General features: G+C 62.4%; 22 protein-coding genes and 2 tRNA genes. 7 read left to right on the top strand and 17 right to left on the bottom strand.

Annotated elements, in window-relative coordinates; translation table 11 throughout:
* Positions 1-264: 264 nt before the first annotated feature.
* Positions 265-486, bottom strand: coding sequence for a helix-turn-helix transcriptional regulator (locus tag J2X35_RS08965; RefSeq protein ID WP_310186077.1), 222 nt, complete (start codon positions 484-486; stop codon positions 265-267).
* Positions 487-726: 240 nt separating this feature from the next.
* Here J2X35_RS08965 and J2X35_RS08960 point away from each other — a divergent pair, with 240 nt between their 5' ends.
* Positions 727-1,131, top strand: a complete 405-nt coding sequence (locus tag J2X35_RS08960; RefSeq protein ID WP_310184462.1) for a hypothetical protein — start codon at positions 727-729, stop codon at positions 1,129-1,131.
* A 67-nt stretch (positions 1,132-1,198) separates the two neighbouring features.
* On the opposite strand, the gene J2X35_RS08955 is transcribed toward J2X35_RS08960, so the two are convergent.
* From J2X35_RS08955 to J2X35_RS08905, 11 genes are all read right to left on the bottom strand, one after another.
* Positions 1,199-2,386: an integrase arm-type DNA-binding domain-containing protein gene (locus tag J2X35_RS08955; RefSeq protein WP_310184460.1), complete on the bottom strand. Its 1,188-nt coding sequence runs from the start codon at positions 2,384-2,386 to the stop codon at positions 1,199-1,201.
* Positions 2,387-2,547: 161 nt separating this feature from the next.
* Positions 2,548-2,623: transfer RNA gene (locus J2X35_RS08950), tRNA-Phe, on the bottom strand.
* Positions 2,624-2,919: 296 nt separating this feature from the next.
* Entirely contained in the window at positions 2,920-3,129 is a 210-nt protein-coding gene (gene yacG / locus J2X35_RS08945; protein ID WP_056116468.1) for a DNA gyrase inhibitor YacG, read from the bottom strand.
* 30 nt (positions 3,130-3,159) lie between these two features.
* Positions 3,160-3,789 carry a Maf-like protein gene (locus J2X35_RS08940; protein ID WP_310184458.1) on the bottom strand — a complete coding sequence of 210 codons (630 nt, stop codon included), beginning with the start codon at positions 3,787-3,789 and terminating at the stop codon, positions 3,160-3,162.
* Positions 3,790-3,814: 25 nt separating this feature from the next.
* Complete coding sequence (gene infA, locus J2X35_RS08935) at positions 3,815-4,033, bottom strand: translation initiation factor IF-1 (RefSeq protein WP_006200926.1); 219 nt, start codon at positions 4,031-4,033, stop codon at positions 3,815-3,817.
* 87 nt (positions 4,034-4,120) lie between these two features.
* On the bottom strand, positions 4,121-4,540 hold the full coding sequence (locus J2X35_RS08930; RefSeq protein ID WP_310186074.1) for a low molecular weight phosphatase family protein: 420 nt from the start codon (positions 4,538-4,540) through the stop codon (positions 4,121-4,123).
* 49 nt (positions 4,541-4,589) lie between these two features.
* Entirely contained in the window at positions 4,590-5,075 is a 486-nt protein-coding gene (locus J2X35_RS08925) for a UPF0262 family protein (protein ID WP_310184031.1), read from the bottom strand.
* Between the two features lie 6 nt (positions 5,076-5,081).
* Positions 5,082-6,374 (bottom strand): histidinol dehydrogenase, encoded by a 1,293-nt coding sequence (gene hisD, locus J2X35_RS08920; protein WP_310184029.1) that lies wholly within the window; start codon positions 6,372-6,374, stop codon positions 5,082-5,084.
* A 3-nt stretch (positions 6,375-6,377) separates the two neighbouring features.
* A complete protein-coding gene (locus J2X35_RS08915) occupies positions 6,378-6,812 on the bottom strand; it encodes a DUF2948 family protein (protein WP_056114951.1) in 435 nt (144 codons plus the stop codon).
* Between the two features lie 101 nt (positions 6,813-6,913).
* Positions 6,914-8,215, bottom strand: coding sequence for a UDP-N-acetylglucosamine 1-carboxyvinyltransferase (gene murA / locus J2X35_RS08910; RefSeq protein WP_310184026.1), 1,302 nt, complete (start codon positions 8,213-8,215; stop codon positions 6,914-6,916).
* 185 nt (positions 8,216-8,400) lie between these two features.
* Positions 8,401-8,595, bottom strand: a complete 195-nt coding sequence (locus J2X35_RS08905) for a hypothetical protein (RefSeq protein WP_310184024.1) — start codon at positions 8,593-8,595, stop codon at positions 8,401-8,403.
* A 129-nt stretch (positions 8,596-8,724) separates the two neighbouring features.
* Here J2X35_RS08905 and J2X35_RS08900 point away from each other — a divergent pair.
* Positions 8,725-8,799, top strand: a tRNA-Thr gene (locus J2X35_RS08900).
* Here J2X35_RS08900 and J2X35_RS08895 read toward each other — a convergent pair.
* On the bottom strand, positions 8,778-9,218 hold the full coding sequence (locus tag J2X35_RS08895) for a DUF427 domain-containing protein (RefSeq protein WP_082542530.1): 441 nt from the start codon (positions 9,216-9,218) through the stop codon (positions 8,778-8,780). The genes J2X35_RS08900 and J2X35_RS08895 overlap by 22 nt on opposite strands.
* Positions 9,219-9,453: 235 nt before the next feature.
* Here J2X35_RS08895 and J2X35_RS08890 point away from each other — a divergent pair, with 235 nt between their 5' ends.
* A complete protein-coding gene (locus J2X35_RS08890; protein WP_056114961.1) occupies positions 9,454-10,767 on the top strand; it encodes an NAD(P)H-dependent oxidoreductase in 1,314 nt (437 codons plus the stop codon).
* Between the two features lie 19 nt (positions 10,768-10,786).
* Here J2X35_RS08890 and proC read toward each other — a convergent pair whose 3' ends face one another.
* On the bottom strand, positions 10,787-11,602 hold the full coding sequence (proC, locus tag J2X35_RS08885; RefSeq protein WP_310184020.1) for a pyrroline-5-carboxylate reductase: 816 nt from the start codon (positions 11,600-11,602) through the stop codon (positions 10,787-10,789).
* Positions 11,603-11,988: 386 nt separating this feature from the next.
* Here proC and J2X35_RS08880 point away from each other — a divergent pair, with 386 nt between their 5' ends.
* The 4 genes from J2X35_RS08880 to J2X35_RS08865 all read left to right on the top strand — a co-directional run bounded on the left by J2X35_RS08880 (position 11,989) and on the right by J2X35_RS08865 (position 16,693).
* Complete coding sequence (locus J2X35_RS08880) at positions 11,989-12,783, top strand: WecB/TagA/CpsF family glycosyltransferase (RefSeq protein WP_310184018.1); 795 nt, start codon at positions 11,989-11,991, stop codon at positions 12,781-12,783.
* Between the two features lie 189 nt (positions 12,784-12,972).
* Complete coding sequence (gene folD / locus J2X35_RS08875) at positions 12,973-13,872, top strand: bifunctional methylenetetrahydrofolate dehydrogenase/methenyltetrahydrofolate cyclohydrolase FolD (protein ID WP_056114970.1); 900 nt, start codon at positions 12,973-12,975, stop codon at positions 13,870-13,872.
* 111 nt (positions 13,873-13,983) lie between these two features.
* Positions 13,984-14,886 (top strand): GlxA family transcriptional regulator, encoded by a 903-nt coding sequence (locus J2X35_RS08870; RefSeq protein WP_310186072.1) that lies wholly within the window; start codon positions 13,984-13,986, stop codon positions 14,884-14,886.
* Between the two features lie 100 nt (positions 14,887-14,986).
* The gene (locus tag J2X35_RS08865) at positions 14,987-16,693 is read left to right on the top strand and encodes a VWA domain-containing protein (RefSeq protein ID WP_405023201.1); all 1,707 of its coding nucleotides are present in this window, start codon (positions 14,987-14,989) and stop codon (positions 16,691-16,693) included.
* Between the two features lie 57 nt (positions 16,694-16,750).
* Here the strand turns inward: J2X35_RS08865 and edd are convergent, their stop codons facing one another.
* The 3 genes from edd to zwf are packed head-to-tail and all read right to left on the bottom strand — an operon-like array spanning position 16,751 to position 20,796.
* Positions 16,751-18,574: a phosphogluconate dehydratase gene (edd, locus tag J2X35_RS08860; protein ID WP_310184014.1), complete on the bottom strand. Its 1,824-nt coding sequence runs from the start codon at positions 18,572-18,574 to the stop codon at positions 16,751-16,753.
* A gap of 49 nt (positions 18,575-18,623) precedes the next feature.
* Positions 18,624-19,322 carry a 6-phosphogluconolactonase gene (gene pgl / locus J2X35_RS08855; protein WP_310184012.1) on the bottom strand — a complete coding sequence of 233 codons (699 nt, stop codon included), beginning with the start codon at positions 19,320-19,322 and terminating at the stop codon, positions 18,624-18,626.
* A gap of 4 nt (positions 19,323-19,326) precedes the next feature.
* The gene (zwf, locus tag J2X35_RS08850) at positions 19,327-20,796 is read right to left on the bottom strand and encodes a glucose-6-phosphate dehydrogenase (protein ID WP_056114984.1); all 1,470 of its coding nucleotides are present in this window, start codon (positions 20,794-20,796) and stop codon (positions 19,327-19,329) included.
* Between the last annotated feature and the right edge of the window lie 176 nt (positions 20,797-20,972).

Genomic DNA, 20,972 nt, shown 5'->3' with positions numbered 1-20,972 from the left:
GTCGTGCCCACAGCGCTCACTCCATGGAGTCGACTCGGTTGATCGCTCGGATGCCCGCTTCCGAATTTATTGATAGCCCGCTCAACGACCGGGTTGGGGGCGCGAAGCCGCTGTTCGGTATCGGCGAACCAACGGCAGTTTTTGGATCGCACATCTCTATCTTCGACTAACCAAGATGAGCCCGAAGCCGACGCGCACCGCCGCCCGTTCGCTACGATGTTGTATAAAGGGGGCGCCAGCATGCAGCTATGCGCACGCCTTGCCTCAACGCCCCTTCTTCGACGTGCGGATCAGGGCTTCTGGCTCCATCCCGAGCGCGTCCGCAATTCGGCCGAGAACCGTGACACTGGCCGATACACTAGCGCGTTCAATCGCTCCAATGTAGCGCGCGCTCAGACCTGATCGCTCGGCCAATTCCTCTTGCGTTAGATCTCGGCTGCTTCTGGCCCGCCGTAAATTGATAGCCAAGGTTTCCTTGAGGTCCATCCCAAGAGATAACTCGGGAATGGAACGATCATTCCAGGAACGATAGTTCCTATTCGTCATTCAGTATGCTATGGAGTGAAACCCCGTCGTCAACGCAAATGGTCATCCGAAATGAATGGTTTTCGCCAAGTCTCTAGGGGCAGCTCTCCCGATCCTGCTTTGAATTTGTGGAACGACTGGCACCGCGCTCGGCACGTGTCGCTGGTCCTTTGCCGGGTGCAGCAGCGGTTGGAGACGCGAATGATGGTCAATCCCGGAATTCCGGTATTGACCGATGGAGAACCGAAAACGCGTCGAACTTCGGTGCCCGCGTCGGAGGAGGGATCGGAATATGCGGTGATTCGAGAGGCCGAAGTGTTTGCGATGACCGAGGCGCTCCGATTTCAGGATGCGATTCCCAACGTCGCTGCTCAGTCTCTCGTGGGTATAGTGGCAAAACTGGAAATGATTGTTGGCGCCGACCGGGACATTGGCGACCCGACGGATTTTCCATGGCCGCACATCGCGTCCGTTCTTAGCGACCTGAAGGCGATTGCTGGAGATCTGCCGGCTTACCGGTTAAACCGGGCTGCTACCCGCGCGGATGTGGCGCGGCATCGGAAAGAAGCAACCGAGTTCGTCGCGGCCTTGGAGACGCACGGCTGAACGGCTCAAGTACAGCGATCAACGCCAACACGGAAAACAGCGATCCGATCGTGGAATGCGTTTAAGACTAATGGTTCGCCTTCAACGCGTCTAGCAGATCTCCCCACTCCTGCATTAGCGTGACCCGCTGCTCCCAATAGGTCGCTCGGTTGTAGGTCCGCCGGATGGCGTTCTTGTCCTGGTGCGCCAGGACAGCTTCAATCACGTCTGGATCGTAGTCGCGGGCGTTGAGGATGGTGCTCGCGGTCACCCGGAAACCATGGGCGGTCACTTCGTCCTTTCCGTAGCCCATGCGTCGTAGCGCAGCGTTCATGGCGTTCTCGGAAAGCGGCCGTTTTGTGGAGCGGATCGAAGGAAAGACCAGGCCGCCGTCCTCTGAGAGCTGCCAGACCTCTCCCAAGATCGAAAGCGCCTGTTTGGACAGTGGCACGTCGTGCGGAGCACGCATCTTCATGCGCTCGGCCGGAATATGCCAGACGGCCTTCTTTCGGTCGAACTCGTCGCGTGTGGCGCCCCGTACTTCGCCGGGACGGACACAGGTGAGGGCAAGAAACTGGAGGGCGGCTTTGATGGTTGGCCAGCCGTCGTATTCGTCGACCGTCATCAGGAGCTTGCCGAACTTCTTTCCATCGGTGATAGCGGCACGACCGTTGACTTTCGGGGGCTGGAGAGCGCCCCGGAGGTGTAGGGTTGGATCGGCCTCTGCCCGTAAGGTGACAATGGCCAAGCGGAAGACGCTGCCTATCACGCCGCGTAAACGCCGCGCTGTCTCTCTTCGACCACTCTTTTCGATCTTCTGGAGGAGTTGGAAAATTTCGGCTGGAGTGATCTCGTTAATGGGGCGCTTGGCGAGTGGGCCGGCCAGATCTTCCAGGAGCCATTTGGTTTTGGTGATAGTAGCCGCCGCAGCGTCCCGTTCTTCCATCCGAGTGACATACTCCTCAGCGACCAAGGCGAAGGTGGTGCGTGCTTCCGTGATGGCGGCAGTCTTCTCCTCTTTGCGCTTGGTGGAGGGGTTAATGCCGGCGATCAACAGCCTCTTGGCTTCGTCGCGCTTTCCTCTCGCGTCGAGAAGTGACACCAGCGGGTATTTTCCAAAGGAGAGGATATTTTCCTTCTCCAGGTAGCGGTACCGCAGTTGCCAGAGTTTGGAGCCGTTGTTCCGGACGAGGAGATAAAGCCCGTCGCCATCAGCAAGACGATACGGCTTATCTTTGGGCTTAGCGTTCTTGCAGGCGAAGTCGGAGAGAGACATGGGTAACGGACCTCCCGGGTAATGGGTAACGCCTAAATCGTTACCCACAAACCGATGCGTTGCAACGGCACGCGGTGGGTCACCATAAACCGCCAAACTAGGCTAAGTCATTGATTTGTATTGATTGGTGAGACGTCGTGAGAAGCGATGGGAAAGTGAAATGGTGCCCAGGGGCGGAATCGAACCACCGACACGCGGATTTTCAATCCGCTGCTCTACCAACTGAGCTACCTGGGCCTGTCCGGGAAGCGGTTTGACGCCGCTTGCGGAAGCTTTGCCGGGCGTTGCGTACCCTCGAAAGCGCGTGGGTTATAGCACGAGAATCCGGCCTGTCCAGCGCTGCCGAGCCGATTTTCCACGATGCATGAAAGACCGCTCCGGCCGCCGTACCATGGGTTCCGCGTGAGAAATTCGTGCCGGTCCACGCCGGGATGCTCGCGCTTGATATCGATGGTGGAAAAGCAATCGTCGCGGAGATGATTCAGCAGCTTGGCGGCTTGGAGAAACGGGGGCAGCGGACAGCCACAGCCAGCTTACTCCTCGGCTGGTTTTGACGCGGTTCCGTCCTCGTCGTCCTCGTCGTCGCGCACCGGGATGGCGTAGGCGCCCTTCAGCCAGCGGTTGAGATCGACGTCCTTGCAGCGCGGCGAGCAGAACGGATAATTTTCGCGCGTCGAAGGCTTGCCGCATTCGGGGCAGGGGCGGCGTGGCCTCAACGGGGTTACGGCGCTGTCTTTGCTGATCATGGTCTTGCCATGCCGTTTCCTTGTCGGTCAGGAAAGGCGGCTGGACGGCCAGCCGCGGTGGATGTCGAAGCCTTCGCCCGCCAGCAGGGCCACCGCTTCATACAGCGGCAGGCCCACGACATTGGTGAACGACCCGACCATCTTGACGATGAAGGAACCGGCGAGGCCTTGCGCGGCATAGCCGCCGGCCTTGCCGCGCCATTCGCCCGACGCGATGTACATGTCGATCTCGGCGCGCGGCAGCCGCTTGAAGCGCACCCGTGTCTCGACAAGACGCTGCCGCACCTTGCCGCCTGGCGCAATCAGGCAGACGCCCGTGTAGACCCGGTGCGTGCGGCCGGACAGCAATTGCAGCGAGTAGGAAGCGTCGTCGATCGTTTCCGCCTTGGGCAGGATGCGGCGGCCGACCGCCACCACCGTATCGGCGGCAAGCACGAAGCCCGGCTGGTAGCCGGCCTCGCCCATGAGCGAAAGCAACGCTCTTTCGGCCTTTTCCTTCGCCAGCCGCTTGGCGAGCGAGCGCGGATGTTCGGCCCGCAGCGGTGTTTCGTCTATGTCGGTCGGCAGGATCCGGTCCGGCTCGATGCCGGCCTGCTGCAAAAGCTCGATCCGGCGCGGGGAGGCCGAGGCAAGCACAAGCTTCTGCGAATTGGCCATCGCGATTCCAGCCGGAACGGACGCGTTACTTGAAACGATAGGTGATACGGCCCTTGGTCAGGTCGTAGGGGGTCATTTCGACCAGAACCTTGTCGCCCGTCAGCACACGGATGCGGTTCTTGCGCATGCGGCCGGCTGTATGGGCGATGATTTCGTGTTCGTTTTCGAGCTTCACGCGGAACATCGCGTTGGGCAACAGTTCCGTCACGACACCCGGAAACTCGAGGACTTCTTCCTTCGGCATTCGAACCCTTTGGTTTGGATTGGTTTCCAGCGACCCGGCTGGAATTGGCGCGGAACCTATATGATTATAGTGGCTTTGTGAACACGCTTAATCGGCCTCGCCGCCTGCCACCGCAGAAAGGAAGCGGGCGGCGATCCGCGCCTTCAGCCGCTCGCGCACATCGCGGTAGGAAGCCATGATCTGATCGCGGGTGCCGCTGGCCGCCGTGGGATCGAGTGTCGGCCAGTATTCCACCTCAACGGCTGCCGAACGGGTCAGTTCGATGGCAGCGTGGTGCGCCTCGGGAGTCAGCGTGATGATCAGGTCGAAATAGTCGTCCTCCATCTCCTCCATGGTTTTCGAATGGTGATTTTCGAGCGAAAGGCCGTCCTCCGCCAACACCGCGTCGACGAAAGGATCACGATCGCCGGTGCGTACACCGGCGGAAGCGACGAAGGTCGCGGAGGGCAGCATGCGCCGCGCCAGCGCCTCGGCCATGGGCGAACGGACCGCATTCATGCGGCACATGAAGAGGATGGATTGCGGGATGCGTTCGCCTGACGCCACGGCTTTCCCGTCACCCGCGCCAGTGAAGGACACAGACCAGCGTGAACAGCCGGCGCGCCGTACCGAAATCGATGTCGATCTTGCCGGCCAGCCGCTCCTTCAGCGTTTGCGAGCCTTCATTATGCAGTCCGCGCCGGCCCATGTCGATGGCCTCGATATGGCTCGGCGTCGAGGAGCGGATGGCGTCGTAGTAACTTTCGCAGATCAAATAGTAGTCCTTGACGATGCGCCGGAAGGGGGTCAGCGACAGGATATGGGTGACCACCGTGTCGCCGCCCTCGCGGCTGACCGCGAAGACGAGACGCGAATCCGCCAGCGACAGCTTCAGCCTGTAGGGCCCGCTACCATCGTCATTGACGGGCTGGAAGCTGTTTTCCTCGATCAGGTCGAAGATCGCTACCGCGCGCTCATGCTCGACATCCGGCGTCGATCGGCCGATCGATTCGTCGAGCTCGACATCGATCAGCCTGGCGTTGTTCTGGCCGGAGGGCGACATCGGTGCCTACATGTTCAGCCGGATCGCGACGGAGCGGCCGTGCGCGTCGAGGCCTTCCGCCTTGGCCAGCGCGATGGCCGCCGGCGCCAGGGCGCGAAGCTGGTCGGGACCGAGCTTCAATATGGACGTGCGCTTGACGAAATCGAGCACCGAAAGGCCGGAAGAGAAACGCGCCGAACGCGCCGTTGGCAGAACGTGGTTGGAACCGCCGACATAGTCGCCGATCACTTCGGGTGTGTGGCGGCCAAGGAATACGGCGCCGGCATTGCGCATCTGCGACAGGAAGCCTTCCGCATTCTCGATGGCCAGCTCGACATGCTCGGCGGCGATACGGTCCACCAGCGGCAAAGCCCGGTCGAAATTCTCCACGAGGATCACCGCGCCGAAATCGCGCCAGCTCGCCGCCGCCGTTTCGGCGCGCGAGAGGGTCTTGATCTGGCGGGCGACAGCTTCTTCGACACGGCCGGCGAAGGCCGGATCGTCGGTGATCAGGATCGATTGCGCCGACACGTCGTGTTCGGCCTGCGCCAGAAGGTCGGCGGCGATCCATTCCGGATCGTTGCTGCCGTCCGCCACGACCAGCACTTCGGAAGGGCCGGCGATCATATCGATGCCGACCGTTCCGAACACCTGCCGCTTGGCCGCTGCGACATAGGCATTGCCCGGGCCGACGATCTTGGCCACCGGCTTGATCGTCTCGGTTCCATAAGCCAGCGCCGCAATCGCCTGAGCGCCGCCGACGCGGTAGATTTCGGAAATGCCAGCGAGATCGGCCGCCACCAGCACCAGCGGATTGACCGCGCCGCCGGAAGCCGGAACCACCATGACGATGCGTTCCACCCCCGCCACCTTGGCCGGCACGGCATTCATAAGAACCGAGCTTGGATAGCTGGCCGTACCGCCCGGAACATAAAGCCCGACCGCCTCGATGGCCGTCCAGCGGGAACCCAGTTCGACGCCGGCGGGATCGACATAGCGGTCGTCCTTCGGCCGCTGGCGCTCATGGTGCGAACGGATGCGGTCGCGCGCGAATTTCAGCGCCTCGATCGTATCGGCATCGGCGGCTGCATAAGCCCCGGCGATGTCTTCCCGCGACACGGCAATGCCGACGGCTGAAAGATCGGCCCGGTCGAATGTCTTGGTGTAATCGATGAGCGCGGCGTCGCCTTCGGCGCGGACGCGGGCGATGATTTCACGCACCGTCGCATCGACATCGGCCGACACTTCGCGCTTCGTTGTCAGGAAGGCGGCGAAGCGCCGTTCGAAATCGGCATCGGACTGGCGGAGCGTGATGGCCATCGCTCAGGCCTTGTGGAAGGGGCGGGACGTGGCCTGCCAGGCGCCGCCGAGATCGGCCAGCCGCGCCTCGATGCATTCGACATCGAGCATGATGGCGCCGCCGCCGGAGAAGATCAGTTCGACCAGCCCGGACGGCGCCTGCAGCGGCACGAAGCTGACGGCGAGCAGCGACAGCACCTCGTCCGGCTTGTCGCGCGCGATCCCGCTGGTCTTGGCGCCGATGACACGGTCGAAATGCAGCACGCTCTGCCGCCGCTCATTATGCCGGCGGAAGAGGCCGGATTTCACCTCCCAGGCGAAGCGGTTCATCGGCAGCACGAAACGCTGCCGCGCCGGCAGATATTCCAGGTCGCCGATCTTCATCACCGCGTCCTGCACATGCGCGGAAATGATGTCGAGGTCCTGTTCGTCGAGGGCGGCTAGCTTGAGTGCGGACATAGGGATTTCGCACCTGCGAAGGTTTCGATCGCCTTTCTGTTAGGCGGTCTTTGCGGGCCGCGCAACCGTGGTGGGCGCAGCCCGGCCTCAACCGATGGCCGTCAGGCCGAAATGCGCTCGATCACCGCGCCACAGCCGGACAACTTCTCTTCCAGCCGTTCGAAGCCACGGTCCAGATGATAAACGCGGTTGACGGTGGTTTCGCCTTCGGCCGCGAGGCCGGCGATGACCAGCGACACCGAAGCGCGAAGGTCCGTCGCCATCACCGGTGCGCCCTTCAGCTTCGACACGCCCTCGACGATGGCCGTCTGGCCGGACAGCGTGATGTGGGCGCCGAGACGGGCGAGTTCCTGCACATGCATGAAGCGGTTTTCGAAGATCGTCTCGGTGATGCGCGACTTGCCCTTGGACATCGTCATCAGGCCCATGAACTGCGCCTGCAGGTCGGTCGGGAAGCCGGGGAAGGGCTCGGTGGTCACATCAACGGGGGAAATGCCGCCGCCGTTGCGTTTGACGCGGATTCCTTCATTGGTCGGCGTGATCTCGGCCCCGGTCTGGCCGATGATATCGAGGGCGGATTGCAGCAGGTCGGGCCGCGCGTTTTGCAGCAGCACATCGCCGCCGGTCATGGCTACCGCCATCGCATAGGTGCCGGTCTCGATGCGATCGGGGATGACGCGCACGCTGGCGCCGGTCAGGCGGTCGACGCCGTCAATGGTGATGGTGGGGGTGCCGGCGCCGTGGATTTTCGCGCCCATGGCGTTCAGGCATTCGGCGAGGTTGACAATTTCCGGCTCGCGCGCGGCGTTCTCCAGCACCGTCTCGCCCTTGGCCAGGGCCGCCGCCATCAGCGCGACATGGGTGCCGCCGACAGTCACCTTGGGAAAGGTGTGGCGATTTCCGACAAGCCGGCCATTTCGCGCCCTGGTGATGACATAGCCGTTGTCGATGTCGATTTCAGCGCCGAGCGACTGCAAAACCTCCAGCAGCAGATCGACCGGGCGCGTGCCGATGGCGCAGCCGCCGGGCAGCGAGACCTTGGCCTCGCCCATGCGCGCCAGCAGCGGGCCGATCACCCAGAACGATGCGCGCATCTTGGACACCAGATCATAGGGCGCAGTGGTGTCGACGATGTCGCGGGCGGAGAAGTTGATGGTGCGCGAATAGCCGCTCGGATTGCCGTTCTGATGGTCGCGCTTGCCATTGACGGAATAGTCGACGCCATGATTCCCGAGAATACGAGTCAACTGCTCCACATCGGCAAGATGCGGCACGTTCTCCAGCGTCAGCGTCTCGTCGGTCAAAAGCGAAGCGATCATCAAAGGCAGCGCCGCGTTCTTGGCGCCGGAGATGGGGATGGTACCGGCAAGCTGGTTGCCGCCGACAATCCTGATACGATCCATAAAACAACGTCCCCTAGCCGGGTTTTCCGGCTTTTAATCGGTTGAGCGTAGATCGGTCCGTCTAAACCATTGCCCGATCCGGTTCAAGAAATAGGATTGCCTGGAGTGATGGCGCAGAGGAACTGCGCAATGTTTTCCGCGCGCGTTGCTTAAAACCGACAGTCTGGGTGTGGAACGGTATCGCCCTAACCATCGCTGCTGTCTCCGGAGGTCTCGATGCCCTCTGGGCGCATGTCTGCCTGTCCGGTCCGGCGCGATCGCACCTGCGCCTTGCGTTTTGCAAGATTGGCGCGCAATTGCTCCGCCAGCCGCGCCTTGCGCTGGTCGCCCTGACTTTTGGGCGCGGTGGCCGCCTTTGATGTCCTGGGGTTGTCGCTCATCGTCCGTTCCCATGCCGCGCAGCAAGAGCCGGCATTATGGCGCGGTCATGTCGCAAACGGCAGCACAAAAGCCCACAACACACAACTTGCGCTCAAGGGAGTGATGTGGCAGAAGCGCCGCGTCCGGAAGCTGCGGTAGCTCAGTGGTAGAGCACTCCCTTGGTAAGGGAGAGGTCGAGAGTTCAATCCTCTCTCGCAGCACCAGTCCATCGTCCACCGATAGCCGATGTACGGCCCAGCGCTGGCCTGCCAACGGGCGGTTGGTTGGTTATCTCGACCCGATCCGGATAAAAGGCCACATGATCTTTGATCGCGGCGACTGCCTCGTGGGGTTTGTCGTATTGCCACACCGCGTTCTCGCCGCCCTTGCCGACGACGATGGTGTAGTACGAGCAGTCTCCTTTATAGGGGCAATGGGTGGTGTGGTCGGTGCGCTTGAGCAGCGGCACATTGACATCTTTCAGCGGAACATAGTGCACAGGCGGATAGTCCGCCTCCTTGAGGATCAGCCCGTCCTTGGTGTCCGCGATGATCTGCCGCGCAAAGGTAACGATGATTCGGTCCGGGTTGCGCTCGATTGTAATGGGATGGTCGGGGCCAGGGTTTTTTACCGCTTTATCCATGCTCAATCTCCACTGTCGTGAGCGACAGTTTCTTACCAACGCCGTCGCTACTCAATGAATTAAAGAACATTTTCGGCGTCTTCAACAAAATCCAGACGCTTCCCGCTTCAGGCGATCTGCAATCGTGACCAGCCGCCAACGGGCGACAAGAATCTAGAGCAAGGCCTGTTTCGTTGACAAGTAAGGGGTGTTGGCTGCTATTGCGGCCACAATCAAAGCCTGTCCGGAACTTCTCATGACCAATGTCGCCCTGACGGGGCTTGCCCGAGATCTTGCACGACGCGCCGCCGAAGGGCGTCCGGTCCGCATAGGCGTCATCGGTTCGGGGGAGATGGGCACCGATCTTGTGACCCAGGGCATGCTGATGCCCGGCATTTCGGTCTGCGCCGTTTCCACGCGCCGTCCGCATACCGCGCGTGACGCCATTCGCATCGCCTATGGCGACGAGGCCATGGCCTGCGAGGCCGACACTCCCTCAGGCGTCACAGCGGCAATCGAAGCCGGCAGGATCGCCATCACCTCGAACGAAAACCTGGTCACAAATCCGCTGATCGACATTGTCATCGACGCGACCGGCAAACCCGGCGTCGCCGCCGATTTCGACCTCATGGCGATGGAGCACGGCAAGCATCTGGTGATGATGAATGTCGAGGCCGACGTCACCATCGGCTGCCTGCTGAAGCAGGAGGCAGACCGGCTGGGTGTCGTCTATTCGGTCGGCGCGGGCGACGAGCCTTCGTCCTGCATGGAACTGATCGAATTCGCTTCGGCGCTGGGCTACACCATCGTCTCCGCCGGCAAGGGCAAGAACAACCCGCTCAATCACGATGCGGTGCCGGACGACTATCGCGAGGAAGCCGCGCGCCGCAACATGAACCCGCGCATGCTGGTGGAGTTCGTCGATGGCTCCAAGACCATGGTCGAGATGTGCGCCATCGCCAACGCCACCGGCCTCGTGCCGGACGTGCCGGGGATGCACGGACCCAATGTCAACCGCGACGATCTCGCCAAGGTGCTCATTCCGCGCGAGGACGGCGGCGTGCTCGGCCGCAAGGGCGTGGTGGACTATACGATCGGCAAGGGCGTGGCGCCGGGCGTCTTTGTCGTCGTCGAGGCGACGCATCCGCGCATCATCGAGCGCATGGACGATCTGCATATCGGCCACGGTCCCTACTACAGTTTCTTCCGGCCTTATCACCTGACCTCGCTTGAGGTGCCGCTGACCGCCGCCCGCATCGCCTTGTATGGCCGTCCCGACATGGTGCCGCTGCCAAGGCCGGTGGCGGAAGTCTGCGCAGTCGCCAAGCGCGACCTGAAGGCTGGCGACACCTTGGATGCCATCGGCGAGACATGCTATCGCTCATGGACGATGACCGTCGAGGAAGCCCGCGCCAGCCGCGCCGTGCCTGTCGGCCTGCTGGAAGGCGGCAAGGTGCTGAAGCCGGTCCGCAAGGGCGAACTTCTGACCGTCGACAATGCCGCTCCGGACTCGACCACCCGCCTGTTTGCGCTGCGCAAGCGGCAGGACGAGATGCTTTACGGAACTTGATCGTTTCCCTTGTCAGGGATTATTCGCCAAGTTCCATCGATCTGACCCTTGCCGCCTCGACTGCCTCGATCACCAGCGTCTTGAGCCGGTCTTCGCCCATCAAAACGCCGAGCGCCGCCGCTGTGGTGCCGTTCGGGCTCGTCACCTGCTGGCGCAGCGTGCCTGGATCGTCCTTGCTTTCGGCTGCCAGCGACGCCGCGCCATAGACCGTTTGCCTGGCCAGCAACTTAGCTGTTTCCGTAGGCAGGCCGGCTTCCTCGGCCGCGGCCGTCAGGCACTCGATGAAATGGAAAACATAGGCTGGGCCTGAACCGGACACGGCGGTCACCGCATCCATGAGGCTCTCGTTGTCCACGGTTGCCACTTCGCCGCTCGCCGACAGCAGGTCGGCGATAAAGCCTCTCGTTTTCGCTGAAACCAGCGGACTGGGGTATACCACCATCATGCCCTTGCCGATGGCCGCCGGCGTGTTCGGCATGCAGCGCATGACCGGCGTGCGTGTGCCCAAAATCTGCTCGAACGTGGCGACCGGCGTGCCGGCCACGACGCTCAGGAACGTCGTGCGTCCATTGCCGAAATGCTTGTACTCTTCGGTTACCTTGCGGATCACCTGCGGTTTGACCGCCAGAACCACGATTTCGGGGCTTGCGCCGGCCGCGATTGCACCGGCCTCCGAAACTGTGGGGCAGCCGAGGTCCTCAGCGCGTCGGCGCAAGGCTTCGTTCGGTTCGACCACAAGCACGTCTGTAGCCTTGAGCTTGCCGGATTTCAGCCAGCCGCCGAGCATCGCGTAACCCATATTGCCGCAACCGGCGAGAACGAGCCTGGTCGTCATAGTGTGGTCTCCTGAGCCGAAGCCCTGCTTAGACTTTTGCTTTAACCGCGGGAAGCCCGAACCGAAGATGCGCGGATATGGCTGCTGCTCGCACCGTCTTGTCGGCGGAAAGGATTTGTTAATCACCTTGCGCGGCAACAGCATCTCACTCGGTGTTTTCAACCCAAGATTGCCGGGTCTTAATCAAGGGTTCATTGCGTTTTGCTACCTGCATGATGTGGATTGAGAGAGATGCATCTGCATTTGGTACTGTTTCCTGTTCCGTCAGCGCGTCGGGCTGACCCGATGTCTGTCATCCTGCTCGTTCAGGATGTGGCGGCGCGCGGCTGTGCGCCTGCTGGGATGATCCCGGGCAACACTGCAACCCTTTCCCGGCGGGCTTTTTCATGAACATGCACGCCGTTCACGCTGCCGCAGGCGAAAGGCCCGCCAAGTCGATCCTCGGCATCCCCGTTCTCAGCATCGGTTGGGACGAGGCGATTTCGCTGCTCACCGGTCTGCTGCGCGAGCGCCGTTTCACCAAGATCACCTTCCTCAATGCGCACAATGCAAACATTGCGTGTGCGGATCCGGCTTTTGCCGGGGCGCTTGAGGATTTTCTCGTGCTTCCCGATGGCATCGGCGTCGATATGGCGGCGAAGCTTCTTTATGGCGCGCCGTTTCCAGCCAATCTCAACGGCACCGATTTCGTCCCGGCTTTCCTGCAGGCTTCCACCAAGCCGCTGACGGTCGCGTTGCTGGGGGCCTCCCGGGCCAATGCCGAGGCCGCGTCGGAACGGCTTGCCGCAATGACGCCGCAGCACAAGCTCGAAGTCATCCACGACGGTTTCTTCACGCCCACGCAGGAACCGCAGATCATTCAGCGCATCGCCGACCTGCGCCCCGATATTCTCTTGGTCGCCATGGGCGTGCCGAGGCAGGAACTCTGGATCGCCAATCATATCGACGCGCGCCATTGCACCTTGCCGATCGCGGTTGGCGCATTGCTCGATTTCCTCAGCGGCACCGTGCCGCGCGCACCGCTGTGGATGCGGCGCCTGCGGCTGGAATGGGTCTTCCGTCTTCTGGTGGAGCCCGGACGGCTGTGGCGGCGCTATGTGGTGGGCAATCCGTTGTTCCTGTGGCGCGTTCTAAAGCAGAAACTGTCGTCCGGCTCAGGCGCCGTTCGCAAAGAGAGCTGATCGCCACTGCGCTGGCGAAATCCGCTCCGCTGCGCGCCAAAATTCCCGTCATTTTTGATGTGCCAGACCGTTCGCTGCTGGAATCCGGGCAATTTCGGGTTTACGGCATCAAAGGGCGCATTGTCGGGATTGCCGGCGTCGTTTTTCGTGACAATAGCGGTTCGAACCGACTGACCTGCAGGATATCCGATGGCTGAAACTATCGATGGAAAGAGCCTAGCCCTAGAAGTGGTGGCCAAGGTGAAGGCGCTTGCCGCCGATCTCGCGGCGAAAGGCAAGGGCGTTCCCGGTCTCGCCGTGGTCATCGTCGGGGAGGACCCGGCCAGCCAGGTCTACGTCGCCTCCAAGTCCCGTACCGCCAAGGAATGCGGATTTCATTCCGTCCAGCACACGCTGCCGGAGACGACTTCCGAGACCGAACTTCTCGGCATCATCGCAAACCTCAACGCCGACGCGGCCATTCACGGTATACTGGTGCAGCTGCCGCTGCCGGCGCATATCGATGCCGGCAAGGTCATCCAGGCCATCGCGCCGAACAAAGACGTGGATGGCTTCCATTTCGTCAATGTCGGCAAGCTGACCACTGGCGAACTGGCTACGGCTTTCGTGCCCTGCACGCCCGCCGGCTCGATGCTGCTGATCGAGCGCGTGCGCGGCAAGGATTTGTCAGGCCTCAGCGCAGTGGTGCTCGGCCGCTCCAACATTGTCGGCAAACCGATGGCCAATCTGCTTCTGGCCGCCAATTGCACCGTCACCGTCGCCCACAGCCGAACCAGGGACCTGCCGGCGCTCGCCAGAACCGCCGATATATTGGTGGCGGCTGTCGGACGGCCGCAAATGGTCAAGGGCGATTGGGTCAAGCCCGGCGCCACCGTCATCGATGTCGGCATCAACCGCATTCCGGCGCCGGAGAAAGGCGAGGGCAAGACCAGGCTCGTGGGCGACGTGGACTTTGCCGAGACAGCGAAGGTCGCCGGCGCGATCACGCCAGTTCCCGGCGGCGTTGGGCCGATGACCATCGCCATGCTCATGGCCAACACCCTTGTCTCGGCCTATCTCGCAGCCGGTCTGGACAGACCAACTTTCTGACCACGAGGCACCGCTTTGCCGCCATCCTCTCTCTCTGTAGAACAGCCGTTCGCGGGAGGCCCCGTCCAGGGCGGCAGGCAATTCGCCTTCCTTCTGGTAGACAAATTCCCGATGTTCTCGCTGGCGGCGGCGATCGACACGTTTCGGTCGGCCAACCGCCTGCTCGGCCGCGATTTCTATGGCTGGACCACGATCTCTGCCGATGGCGAGGCCGTCATGGCGTCCAACGGCCTGCCGATCAAGATCGACTATTCAGTGGCCGACATTCCGCCGGTCGATATTCTCTTCGTCTCAGTCGGTCTGACCACGGAATTTCCGGGCAAAAGCAAGGTGCTTTCAGCTCTGCGCGGTTGGGGCCGCCGTGGCGGTGCGCTCGGCGCGCTGTCGGTCGGCTCCCATCTTCTGGCCGAGGCCGGCCAGCTGGACGGCTACCGCTGCACCATCCACTGGGAAAACCGCGCCGGCTTCATGGAACGGTTTCCGGACATAAACTGCACCGGCAACGTCTTCGAGATCGACCGCAAGCGCTATACCTGCGCCGGCGGCATCACCTCGATGGATCTGATGCTGGAAATCGTCCGCGGCGATTTCGGCGCTGGCCTGGCAAATGGCGTCGCCAATCAGTTCCAGCATGAGCGCATTCGCTCGGCAGGCGACCGCCAGCGCGTCGGCCCCGAGCGCGACCTGACCGGCAAGTCCGACAAGCTGCGGCGCATCGCCGAGCTGATGTCCGATCATCTCGATGAACCGCTTTCGGCCGTGCAGCTGGCGAAATCGGCGGGCCTGTCCGTCCGTCAGGTCGAACGTCTGTTCCTGCGACATCTGAAGGTGACGCCCGGCCGCTACTACATGCGGCTGCGGCTCGAACGGGCGCGCGAACTGCTGCGGCAGACCAACATGCCGATCCTCGATGTCGCCATCGCCACCGGCTTTACCTCGCATTCCTATTTCGCCCAGAGCTACCGGCTGCAATTCGGCCGCCCGCCTTCCGAGGAACGGCGCACGACCTATTGATCGCTGGGGAAGTCAACGTTGCATGTTTTAAACAAGTCGCTGCCTTGTCCGCGTCCGGAGGCTCCTTTAGCCTGCGCCGCTGTCAGATGCGGGGATTCGGATGTCGTTGTTCATGAGATCGCTTGCGGCGCTGTGTTTTGCACTGTTTTGCGCCTCGGCAGCGTCCGCCGCCGACCGCGTCATCATCGTTCTCGACGCTTCCGGCTCCATGTGGGGGCAGATCGACGGCAAGCCGAAGCTGGAAATCGCGCGCCAGTCTCTGCGCACGGTCTTGCAATCCGTGCAAGGCGATCGCGAAATCGGCCTGATGGCCTATGGCCACCGCGACAAGAATTCGTGCCAGGATATCGAGCTGATCGTGCCGCCGCGCGCAGGCTCGGCCGGGGCCATCGCCTCTGCCGCCGATTCGATGAAGTTCCTTGGCAAGACGCCGCTGACCGATGCCGTCAAGCAGGCCGCCGAGGCGCTGAAGTATACCGAAGACAAGGCGACGGTCGTTCTCATCACGGATGGTCTTGAAACCTGCGAAGGCGACCCGTGCGCACTGGGCCGGGAGCTGGAGGCGGCCGGCGTCGATTTTACCGTCAACGTCGTCGGCTTCGGCCTGACGGATGCGGAGGGCAAGCAGGTCGCCTGCCTCGCTGAAAACACCGGCGGCAAATACATCCAGGCGTCCGACGAGAAGTCTTTGCAGCAGGCGCTGGCCGAAACGGTCTCTGCGCCGAAGCAGGCGCCATCCACGCCGCCGGCCTCTTCACCAGCACAGCAACCGGCGCAGGCGTCTGAATCCGCTCCGGCTCCGGAACCTGTTCCGGAGGCACAGAAACCGGAGTTCAACTTCCTGCCGACAACCGTTTTTTCTGCCGGTGGCGATCCGGTGACGGATGGCAACGCCTATGAAATCTACAAGGCCAAGGACGACGGCTCGCAGGGCGAGTATCTCACCACGGAATATGGCGCCTACAAGGGTGACCTTGACCCCGGCGACTACCTCGTCGTCGCCCGCAATGGCGAGGCGAAGGTCGAGCAGAAGCTCAAGGTCGAGCCGGGGCAGGTTTACAAGCCGGTCTTTGTCCTCAATGCCGGAACGCTGGTGATACGGCCGCGCGCAAGCCAGGGCGCTGAAATCAATGTCAGCGCCCGCGTTGATTTCGCTTATCCCGGCGGCACCACCACCACCACCTATGGCGAAACGAAGATCGTCGTGCCGGCCGGCGAGCAGAAGGTCACTGTCGGCATCGGGCAGGGCAACGCGACGGAGACCGTGCAGCTTGCGGCCGGCCAGACGGTGGAGAAGGATATCGTCGTTGGCGTCGGCCGCGTCGTCATCAACGCGTTCTATGCCCTGGGCGGCGACAAGATCGAGATGCCGGGCCTCGCCTTCCAGATCGTCAAGGCCCAGAAGAAGACCGACGGCACCCGCCAGGACGTCGAGCATTCCTACGGGCCGGACAGCACATTCGACCTGCCGGCCGGCGATTATGTCGCCGTCGCCACCGCCGACCTTGCCAGTGTCGAGCAGCCCTTCAACATTCGTGTTGGCGAAACCAAGGAGGTCGAGGTGGATATGAATGCCGGTGTGCTGTCGATCAGCGCTCCCGGAGCTTATTCGATCGAGATCGTCGCCGCGAAAAAGGATATCCAGGGCAATCGAACGTCGCTGGGATTGAACTATGGCGACAAATGGAACCAGACAATGAAGGCGGGCGACTACGTCGTCATTCGTCACCAGCCTGACAATGGCGGCGAGCGGGAAAGACCGGTTACGGTCAGGCCGGGCGGCCGGGCCGAAATCACCGTTCAGTAAGGCGGCGTTTCATGAAAAAGGGCGTTGCGAGGCGCCCTTTTTGCCGGGGATCAGCTCTCAGACGTTGCCGAACGCGCTCGCTCCATGGTCGGCGCGCGCGGCCAGTTGCCGGAAGCCTGCGAACAGATCGCGGCCCATGCCGAACTCGTTGCCGCTCAGATCGGCGCTGGCCGGATGGCGCAGGGCGAAGTCGCCCGCCGGCACCAGCACTTCCAGCGTGCCGGCCTCGCCGTCCAACCGGATGATGTCGCCTTCCTGGATGCGGGCGATGGGTCCGTCTTCCAGCGCCTCGGGCGTTACATGGATCGCCGCCGGCACCTTGCCGCTGGCGCCCGACATGCGCCCGTCCGTCACCAGCGCAACGCGCTGACCACGGTCCTGCAAGATGCCGAGCACCGTGGTCAGCTTGTGCAGTTCCGGCATGCCGTTCGCCTTCGGTCCCTGGAAGCGGACAACCGCGATGAAATCGCCGGTCAGTGTTCCGGCCTTGAACGCGTCGTTCAGTTCCTGCTGGCCGTGGAAGATCTTTGCCGGCGCCTCGACGACGCGGCGCTCCGGCTTGACGGCGGAGGTCTTGATGATCGCATGGCCGAGATTGCCGTTCAGAACCTTCAGTCCGCCAGTCGACTGGAATGCCTTGGTGTAGGGCACGAGAACCTTCTCGTCGCCGCTTTGCATCGGCGCTGGCTGGCGCGCCACCGCGCCGTCCGCGCCCAGTGTCGCCTCGACCGTATAGTGCCGCAGGCCTTCGCCCCATATGGTCTGCACGTCTTCATGCAGAATACCGGCGTCGAGCAGTTCGCGGATCAGGAACCCCATGCCGCCAGCGGCATGGAAGTGATTCACGTCAGCCAGCCCGTTCGGATAGACGCGCGCCAGAAGCGGCACGGCTTCGGAAAGGTCGGAGATGTCCTGCCATGTCAGCTTTATGCCAGCCGCCGCCGCCATCGCGATCATGTGGATCGTGTGGTTGGTAGAGCCGCCGGTGGCGTGAAGGCCGACCAGACCGTTGACGATGGAACGTTCGTCGATCATGCGTCCAACCGGTATGTAGTCGTTGCCGAGGGCGGTGATCGCCAGCGCGCGCTTGGTCGCCTCGCGGGTCAGCGCCTCGCGCAGCGGCGTGTTCGGGTTGATGAACGAAGCGCCGGGCGTATGCAGGCCCATGATCTCCATCAGCATCTGGTTGGAGTTGGCGGTGCCATAGAAGGTGCAGGTGCCGGGGCCGTGATAGGATTTCGATTCCGCTTCGAGCAGTTCTTCCCGCCCGACCTTGCCCTCGGCATAAAGCTGACGCACGCGCGCCTTTTCGTCATTCGGCAGGCCGGTTGTCATCGGACCGGCGGGAACGAAAACAGCCGGCAGGTGCCCGAAGGTCAGCGCGCCGATCAGAAGGCCGGGCACGATCTTGTCGCAGACGCCGAGGAATATGGCCGCGTCGAACATGTTGTGCGAAAGCCCGACGGCGGTCGCCATCGCGATCACGTCACGCGAGAACAGCGACAGTTCCATGGCTGGCTGGCCCTGGGTGACGCCGTCGCACATGGCCGGCACGCCGCCCGCCACCTGGGCGATGCCGCCTGCCTCGGCCGCAGCCTGCTTGATCAGCGCGGGGAACGTCTCGAACGGCTGGTGCGCCGAAAGCATGTCGTTATAGGCGGTGATGATGCCGATGTTGGGAACGCGGTCGCCGCCCAATGCCACCTTCTCGGACGGGCTGCACACTGCAAAGCCATGGGCGAGGTTGCCGCAGGATAGCACCGCGCGGTTGGCGACCTGGCTCGACGCCTCGGCGATACGGCCAAGATAAATCTCTCGCGTCGGCTTTGAACGTTCCCGTATACGGTCCGTGATGGCTTCGATGTCACGTCTGGCGGTCATGGCTATGGTCCTTGTCGGGCCTCGCCACAGGCAGGGCCCGTTTGGTCGGTCAGGGCGCCCAGAAAACCTGGACGGTTCGGGGCGAAGCTTCGATAACGGCGCGGATGGGCTTGATCTCGCCCGCTCCCATGACCGTCTCGAACACCTCGCGTTTCTCCTCCCCTTCGATATGCAATGCGAGAAAACCGGCGGCGACGATCGGTGCAAGCGACAATGTCAGTCTCGGCTCGCCAGCGCTTTGCGCCTGGACCGGCATGACGATCTCCCCCGATGCGGGGTCCAGCAAGACGTCAAGATGCTCCGCGTCGGGAAAGAATGAGGCAGTATGGCCATCGGTTCCCATGCCGAGCACGACGGCGTCGAAGGGCAGGGGTAGTTTGTTGATCGTTGCGCCGGCCTCGGCCGCCGCTACGGCGACATCTTCGTCGGCGTGGTAAAGTGGCACGAAACGCGCTGCCGCCGCCTTGTTCTGCAAAAGGTTCGCCGCGACCAGCGCAGCGTTCGAACGCGGCGAGGTTGGCGGCACGAACCGCTCGTCCACCAGCGTTACCGTGACCTTGTTCCAGTCGATGTCGACTTTGGAAAGGGCGGTGAAGAACCGGCCGGGCGTGCTGCCTCCGGAAACCGCGAGTACGGCTCCGCCCTTGCTGTCAACGGCGGCCTGCAACAAACCGGCGATACGCGTTGCCAACGCCTCGGCGAGGCTTTGCCGATCGGGGAAGGCATTCCATTGGTAAGCTGCGGACATCCCTTTAGGTGCTTTCGTGCCAGGTGCGGCCGTCGCGTTCGATCAGCGCGATGGAGGCGGACGGACCCCAGGTTCCGGCTGTATAGCCCTGCGGGTCCTGGCCGTTCTGCTCCCAGGCATGCAGGATGGGATCGATCCACGTCCACGCTGCTTCCACCTCGTCTCGGCGCATGAACAGCGTCTGGTTGCCCCGGACAACGTCCATGACCAGGCGCTCGTAAGCCTCCGGCGCGCGACCCTGGAAGGATTGGGCGAAGCTCATGTCCAGCGGAATCTGGCGCAGCCGCATACCGCCGGGGCCGGGATCCTTGACCATCAGGAACTGCTTGACGCCTTCATCCGGCTGCAGGCGGATGACGAGCTGGTTGGGATTTACGTTGCCCGCGCTCTCGCCGAAGATCGAATGCGGGATCTGCTTGAACTCGATGACGATCTCGGACACGCGGGTGGCGAGCCGTTTGCCGGTGCGCAGGTAGAAAGGCACCCCGGCCCAGCGCCAATTGGCGATTTCAGCCTTGATGGCGACGAAGGTTTCGGTGTTGCTGTCGTTGCCGAGCTCCTCGACATAGCCCTTTACCGGTCCGCCGGCGGAAGCACCGGCGCGGTATTGGCCGCGCACCGTCGATTTCGGCGCCTCGTTGCCGTTCAGGCGCTTCAGCGCCCGCAGCACCTTGAGCTTTTCGTCGCGAACCGCGTCGGCCTCCATTGAGGCGGGCGCTTCCATCGCCACCAGGCAAAGAAGCTGGAGGATGTGGTTCTGCACCATGTCGCGCAGCGCTCCGGCCTTGTCGTAATAGGTGACGCGGTCCTCGAGCCCCACGGTTTCCGCCACGGTGATCTGGACGTGGTCGATATGGGCGGAATTCCAGAGCGGCTCGTAGAGCATGTTGGCGAAGCGAAGCGCCATCAGGTTCTGCACCGTTTCCTTGCCGAGATAATGGTCGATGCGGAAGATCTGGTGTTCGTGGAAAGCCTCGCCGACGAGGTCGTTCAGCGCGCGTGCCGAATCGAGGTCGCGGCCGATCGGCTTTTCCAGAATGATGCGGGAATTCGCCGTCACCATGCCGTGCTCCTGCAGCCGGTGCGAAATATCCCCGAACAGCGACGGTGCGACGGCCAGATAGAAGGCGCGGATGCGGTCGCTGTCGCCAAGCGCCTGCTTCAGATCGCCGAAACCCTCGCCGCTCCGCGCGTCGGCCGAAACATAGGAAAGACGCGCCAGCAGCTTGTCCAGCTCGCCGGCGTCGATGTCCTCGGCCTTCACATGCTGGGTGATGGCCTGTTTCGCGAAGGCCCGGAATTCCTCGTCGCTCATCCTGGTTCGCGAAGTGCCGATGATGCGCGTCGGCTCGGAAAACTGGTGGTCGCGCTGGCGGTAGTAGAGGGCGGGCAGAAGCTTCCGCTCCGAAAGGTCGCCGGTGCCACCGAAGATGATGAAGTCGAAAGGCTCTACGGGAATGATCTGACTGGTCATGCGCTGCTTGTTCCAAACCGTCCGGTTTTCCGGCGGATATAATCTAATCGATTTAAATTTGCCAGCCCAATTCGGCTGTTTCTCGCTTGCACGTCATCGTTTGCTTGCGCCACGGTGTCACATCAGCCGCTCATTATTGGACCAATGTGGACAGGGAATGACGCGCAATAGTCTTC

The organism is Mesorhizobium sp. BE184 (genome assembly GCF_031457045.1).
Lineage (GTDB): Bacteria > Pseudomonadota > Alphaproteobacteria > Rhizobiales > Rhizobiaceae > Mesorhizobium.
The sequence above is the reverse complement of the archived record's forward strand: the minus strand, read 5'-3'. Positions and strand labels throughout refer to the sequence as shown.